The organism is Nostoc sp. CHAB 5715, from assembly GCF_020829685.1.
In the GTDB taxonomy this organism is placed as follows: Bacteria; Cyanobacteriota; Cyanobacteriia; order Cyanobacteriales; family Nostocaceae; genus Nostoc.
Window position 1 is genome coordinate 1 of record NZ_JAIVFR010000429.1, and the last position, 6,062, is coordinate 6,062.

The 6,062-nt window shown below is 45.7% G+C and carries 3 protein-coding genes, 2 tRNA genes, 2 rRNA genes and 1 pseudogene; 2 read left to right on the forward strand and 6 right to left on the reverse strand.

The genetic code is table 11. The features are described 5' to 3' along the window. The 5 genes and pseudogenes from LC574_RS22190 to LC574_RS22210 form a co-directional block, all read right to left on the reverse strand. Positions 1 to 1,080, reverse strand: a 23S ribosomal RNA gene (locus LC574_RS22190); the annotation flags it as partial. A gap of 191 nt (positions 1,081 to 1,271) precedes the next feature. Continuing rightward, a tRNA-Ala gene (locus LC574_RS22195) sits at positions 1,272 to 1,344 on the reverse strand. Positions 1,345 to 1,429: 85 nt separating this feature from the next. Further along, a tRNA-Ile gene (locus LC574_RS22200) sits at positions 1,430 to 1,503 on the reverse strand. Between the two features lie 133 nt (positions 1,504 to 1,636). After that, a 16S ribosomal RNA gene (locus LC574_RS22205) occupies positions 1,637 to 3,127 on the reverse strand. A gap of 689 nt (positions 3,128 to 3,816) precedes the next feature. Then, positions 3,817 to 4,264, reverse strand: a pseudogene (locus LC574_RS22210) (TauD/TfdA dioxygenase family protein); the annotation flags it as partial. Between the two features lie 172 nt (positions 4,265 to 4,436). Here LC574_RS22210 and LC574_RS22215 point away from each other — a divergent pair. Together LC574_RS22215 and LC574_RS22220 are read left to right on the forward strand one after the other, a co-directional pair. After that, positions 4,437 to 4,961 (forward strand): PEP-CTERM sorting domain-containing protein, encoded by a 525-nt coding sequence (locus LC574_RS22215; RefSeq protein WP_229455666.1) that lies wholly within the window; start codon positions 4,437 to 4,439, stop codon positions 4,959 to 4,961. A gap of 141 nt (positions 4,962 to 5,102) precedes the next feature. After that, positions 5,103 to 5,240 (forward strand): hypothetical protein, encoded by a 138-nt coding sequence (locus tag LC574_RS22220; protein ID WP_229455667.1) that lies wholly within the window; start codon positions 5,103 to 5,105, stop codon positions 5,238 to 5,240. A gap of 561 nt (positions 5,241 to 5,801) precedes the next feature. Here LC574_RS22220 and LC574_RS22225 read toward each other — a convergent pair. Further along, on the reverse strand, positions 5,802 to 6,062 hold a 261-nt coding region (locus LC574_RS22225; protein ID WP_229455668.1), incomplete at its 5' end, for an L-histidine N(alpha)-methyltransferase.

The following is a 6,062-nucleotide window of genomic DNA, read 5'->3' on the forward strand; positions in this document are numbered from 1 at the left end:
ACCTCCTAGTTGTCTGTGCACTCTCACCTCCTTTATCACTTAGCGATGATTTCGGGACCTTAGCTGGTGGTCTGGGCTGTTTCCCTCTTGACAATGAAGCTTATCCCCCACTGTCTCACTGGCAATGTGTCCTCTGGGTATTCAGAGTTTGTCTCGATTTGGTACCGGTCTCCCAGCCCGCACCGAAACAGTGCTTTACCCCCCAGATATAATCATTACCGCTGCGCCTAAACACATTTCGGGGAGAACCAGCTAGCTCCTGGTTCGATTGGCATTTCACCCCTAACCACAGCTCATCCGCTGATTTTTCAACATCAGTCGGTACGGACCTCCACTTGGTGTTACCCAAGCTTCATCCTGGCCATGGTTAGATCACCAGGGTTCGGGTCTATAAACACTGATTATCGCCCTTTTCAGACTCGGTTTCCCTTTGGCTCCAGCATTCTCGCTTTAACCTACCAGTGCCTATAAGTCGCCGGCTCATTCTTCAACAGGCACGCGGTCAGACTTTCAAATAGTCCTCCCACTGCTTGTAAGCTAACGGTTTCATGTTCTATTTCACTCCCCTTCCGGGGTTCTTTTCACCTTTCCCTCGCGGTACTGGTTCACTATCGGTCACACAGTAGTATTTAGCCTTACGAGGTGGTCCTCGCTGATTCACATGGGATTCCTCGTGCCCCATGCTACTCGGGATTGAGCTACTATCCTTTAACTTTCGACTACAGGACTTTCACCTTCTTTGGTGCAGTATTTAGCTGCTTCGTCTAGCCTCCAGATTCGATATCGCTCTCCCACTACCCCAATCGGTAAACCAATTGGTTTAGGCTCTTCCCCTTTCGCTCACCACTACTTAGGGAATCTCTGTTTTGATTTCTCTTCCTCCAGCTAGTAAGATGTTTCAATTCGCTGGGTTGGCTCTCTCCTGCCTATATATTCAGCAGGTAGTATTTAGGGTTGCCCCATTGGGAAATCTCCGGATCTAAGTTTGCTTCCAACTCCCCGGAGCATATCGTCGGTAACCACGTCCTTCGTCGCCTCTGTGTGCCTAGGTATCCACCGTTAGCCCTTATTAGCTTGACCACTCAAATATTTGGTCTTAATTCATGCATTCACAAGAGCATTCATCAAAAATGTCTGTGTCTGCCTGCTTTGTTTCGCTTTACTATGCAGTTTTCAAGGTTCTGGCTGAGTTTTACTCAGCAGTCTGACTATATTAAGTCATGTTGCTGATTTCTCCCTCACTTTTCTCAATGGCAAACAATCGCCACAGGTGGAGGTTAGCGGACTCGAACCGCTGACATCCTGCTTGCAAAGCAGGCGCTCTACCAACTGAGCTAAACCCCCAGAATTCAGAATTCAGAATTCACTACCCAGAATCCAGAATTTTATTCTGACTTCTGACTCCTGTGTTCTGACTCCTTTTTTCAGGTGGGCCATCCTGGACTCGAACCAGGGACCTCACCCTTATCAGGGGTGCGCTCTAACCACCTGAGCTAATAGCCCATATCGAACCAAATCATAGTTTGAAAGCTTTCTACATTTGCAAGCATATCTCTGCGACCGACCTAAGGCGTGACCAACTCAGAATCTATATAGCTGTTTGCTTTTCGATATCTAAGGGGTGTAGGTCTCCTTTAAAGGAGGTGATCCAGCCACACCTTCCGGTACGGCTACCTTGTTACGACTTCACCCCAGTCACCAGTCCTGCCTTAGGCATCCTCCTCCCCGAAGGGTTGGAGTAATGACTTCGGGCACTACCAGCTTCCATGGTGTGACGGGCGGTGTGTACAAGGCCCGGGAACGAATTCACTGCAGTATGCTGACCTGCAATTACTAGCGATTCCGACTTCACGCAGGCGAGTTGCAGCCTGCGATCTGAACTGAGCTCCGGTTTGCGGGATTTGCTTGCGGTCACCCGCTTGCTGCCCTCTGTCCGGAGCATTGTAGTACGTGTGTAGCCCAAGGCGTAAGGGGCATGCTGACTTGACGTCATCCCCACCTTCCTCCGGTTTGTCACCGGCAGTCTCTCTAGAGTGCCCAACTTAATGCTGGCAACTAAAAACGAGGGTTGCGCTCGTTGCGGGACTTAACCCAACATCTCACGACACGAGCTGACGACAGCCATGCACCACCTGTGTTCGCGCTCCCGAAGGCACTCTCAACTTTCATCAAGATTCGCGACATGTCAAGCCTTGGTAAGGTTCTTCGCGTTGCATCGAATTAAACCACATACTCCACCGCTTGTGCGGGCCCCCGTCAATTCCTTTGAGTTTCACCGTTGCCGGCGTACTCCCCAGGCGGGATACTTAACGCGTTAGCTACGGCACGGCTCGGGTCGATACAAGCCACGCCTAGTATCCATCGTTTACGGCTAGGACTACTGGGGTATCTAATCCCATTCGCTCCCCTAGCTTTCGTCCCTCAGTGTCAGTTACGGCCTAGCAGAGCGCCTTCGCCACCGGTGTTCTTCCTGATCTCTACGCATTTCACCGCTACACCAGGAATTCCCTCTGCCCCGAACGTACTCTAGCTATGTAGTTTCCACTGCTTGTATCTAGTTGAGCTAGACTCTTTAACAGCAGACTTACATTGCCACCTGCGGACGCTTTACGCCCAATCATTCCGGATAACGCTTGCATCCTCCGTATTACCGCGGCTGCTGGCACGGAGTTAGCCGATGCTTATTCCTCAGGTACCGTCATTTGATTCTTCCCTGAGAAAAGAGGTTTACGACCCAAGAGCCTTCCTCCCTCACGCGGTATTGCTCCGTCAGGCTTTCGCCCATTGCGGAAAATTCCCCACTGCTGCCTCCCGTAGGAGTCTGGGCCGTGTCTCAGTCCCAGTGTGGCTGATCGTCCTCTCAGACCAGCTACTGATCGTCGCCTTGGTAGGCTCTTACTCTACCAACTAGCTAATCAGACGCGAGCTCATCTTCAGGCAATTAATCTTTCACCCCAAAAGGCACATCCAGTATTAGCCACCGTTTCCAGTGGTTGTCCCAGACCTGAAGCCAGATTCTCACGCGTTACTCACCCGTCCGCCACTGTGTCCGAAGACACCGTTCGACTTGCATGTGTTAAGCATACCGCCAGCGTTCATCCTGAGCCAGGATCAAACTCTCCGTTTTGAACTGGAAAGCTTTTTTAGCTCAATATCAGCTGCTCTTTTTTAACTTCAGCTTAAGTTAATTTATTTTCTTGACGCAAAATACTTGCTGTCTAATCGCTTTCAAACTATAATATTTTCAAGGTTCGGTTCCCTTTAAGCGTCGCTTTCCTTGGCTTCGCTTCCGGCACTTATTCAATATAACGAATCCAATTCTTTGTGTCAACTATTTTTCCCAAATATTTTTGGGACTTGTTCTCTGTACTCTGAAACTCCCCACAGTCCCCGGTTCTAGGCGACAATGGTTTATGCACTCTGCTGACCAAAGAAGGGGGAAGCGTGAATTTTCAGTCGGTTATAGCTTTATTGCATGAATGTTTTGCTTTGTATCAACGTAAATACCGCTGCCTCGTCGTCAGATGGGAACGTCATAAGCTTTATTTTGAAGAATTTTATAGACCTCGCTACCATCGATATTTAGATTAACAAAATAGACCTGCCGGGAAACTAAGTACAGCTTTGCATAAGTTCGTAGCGAATTGACAAAGGAAAACTTTTGACCATAGGGTGAGCATGAATTAACATCACTCAATCATTCAGAATTATGATTGGTCGGCAAAAAACTTACTCTGTGCAGTTGACAGAAGATGAAAAAAAGCTGTTGCTACAACAAGCAATCGCCCGCAAAACAAGTCAAAGTAAGACCAAACCATCGCCAACTTTCCAGCGCCACCGGACTGTGTTCTCTGGACGTGTGATGTAAGCTTGTAAGAATTTCACGATTTCATCGGATTCATTCTGTGATAAACCGCGCAGGTAGCGCACGAACCAACCAATAAATAACCCACGTTCACCGGATTCAGGATGGACGCGGACAACTGGATGCAGGGTTTCGTATAAAGTTGAGGTGAAAACAACTCGATGCTTTAAGACTTCTTTTGGCAAGTCAATTGTAGCTGCTGCATAATCGTAGGCGTTGCTGTGTACTGCCCAGACTTAGTCAGCAATATTACGTAGGTTAGTTGGTAAATCTTCGTAAACAGTCACGGGATTTGCCCAAATAGTGTCACCTCCTGGGGATGACAAGCGCCCGCAAAATAGAACCAAGGGGGGGACGGTCTACAAATGTGACATCGGTGTGCCAAGTGTTGGCGCACGAATAATCGATTCAGACACTGTAAGAGTAATAATCCACAGTTTTTACCTTCAATTAAATTCTGCTTAACCTCATAATTTTAAATTTAGCTGACTGCAAGTATTGAAAAATTTCATTAGCAGTCATAGTTGCTCAGACAGACCGATTACCAAAATACATCTTGAGGTAAATTAATATGAAATTAGTTTCCAAAATAACATTAGCTGCTACCAGTTTGGCACTGAATTTTACTGCTGTAAACCAACAACCAGCAGATGCTGCAACAATTAAATATGCTTTCACTGTCAATAGCACTATATTGAGTGGTACTGGTTCTTTTAACTTCGATGACTCAACTTTTAGTAATGAGCCTATTCCTACAGCGTCAGTTCAGTTACTAAATTTCGCATTTAATAATGACCCTCAGACTGTTTACACTCAAGAGGATGATCTTGATTATCCAACATTAGGGCCTATTGTCTTTCCAACTGTTACAGGTAACTCATCTATTGCATTGTCTTATTTATTTAACAATAAAATTGATCCGGCAATTAGTTATGAAATTGCTGGATATGATTTTATTGTTAGCAATCAAACCTTCAATGGTGCAGTTTCCTATACTCTTATTCCTGAACCTGCAACCTTACTTGGGATTTTAACTGTTTGCAGCATTGGCTGCTTCACATCACTAAAAGTTAAATCAGTCAAAAAAGGTGCTTAAAATCTCAGCAATAAATTATAACATTTACACTAATGGTATCCCAAAAACATGGGACTTTTTTTAGTATTTTATTGAAAACAAAGCAACACATGGAAACCTTAAAGATTAGGCACATATTACTTTTTTAGGGGAGCATCCCAAATGTATAAAAACATAATTTGTCATTGCGAACGTAACGTAGTGAAGCGAACGCGAGTGCGTCTCTTAGAGTTGCAATCGCAAAGTACGGATGTTGCGATCGCTTCATTCTGCAACTCTTACGAGACGCTACCGCGTTAAGCGAAGCTATGCCGAAAACTTTACGCTTCATTCGCAATGACGACTCATTATCTTATCGCTCTTCCATCAGTCTTGGAGAAAGCAATCGCTGCAAGGCTTATGAGACTTCGATTTTCAGGTTTTAGCAACATTTTTGAATTTCTATTAGAAAATAAAGCTTCAAACCTTGATTGAGTAATAGTTTCAGTTTCCCGCTTCGATTATTGTTTTCTGAGAGTGATGAAAGAGCGTTATATCATGTCCGCTTGATTCCTTATTAAACCTGAAGAACCCCACCCCGCCAAAGCTACGCTTCGTCTCCTCTCCCGAAGAGCGGGGAGGGGATTAAGGGGAGCCAGTGCGTTGAGCGGCTCTGCCGACTTGAAGCATCTGGCGTGTGGGGTGCAATGACTGTGGGAATCATAACTAATTATGCGAACATAATATTAGACTTCTCTCCTGAAAGAAGAGAGGAATAAAAGTTTTATTCCCCAACCCTTGTAGGGTTGGGGCTGTTTTTGTTAGGTCTATATTGGACTCAACTGAGAACCGCTAGATATGTGAGGCATACTCTGATTTGCTTTATGCTTGCAACTGACAGAGCAATAAACCAAACCATTGATTTGGGTCTGTCCACACTTGGAGAGGTAATAAACCCTGTACGGTGAGTTGCTGCTTGATAATATTGAGGTCAAATTTGCGGGAAATTTCGGTGAGGATAGTCTCACCTAGTGCAAAATTAACCTTGAGGTTAAGAGCGCGTAATTCTACAATTTGCGATCGCAGGCTGCGTAAATGCATTTCTATTTGATGCTCATTTTCATTGTAAAATGCCCAGTGTTC

Excerpts from the sequence above, each read along its gene's own strand:
- LC574_RS22220 (WP_229455667.1), top strand. The coding sequence starts at position 5,103 with ATGTATAAAAACATAATTTGTCATTGCGAACGTAACGTAGTGAAGCGA.
- LC574_RS22215 (WP_229455666.1), top strand. The coding sequence starts at position 4,437 with ATGAAATTAGTTTCCAAAATAACATTAGCTGCTACCAGTTTGGCACTG.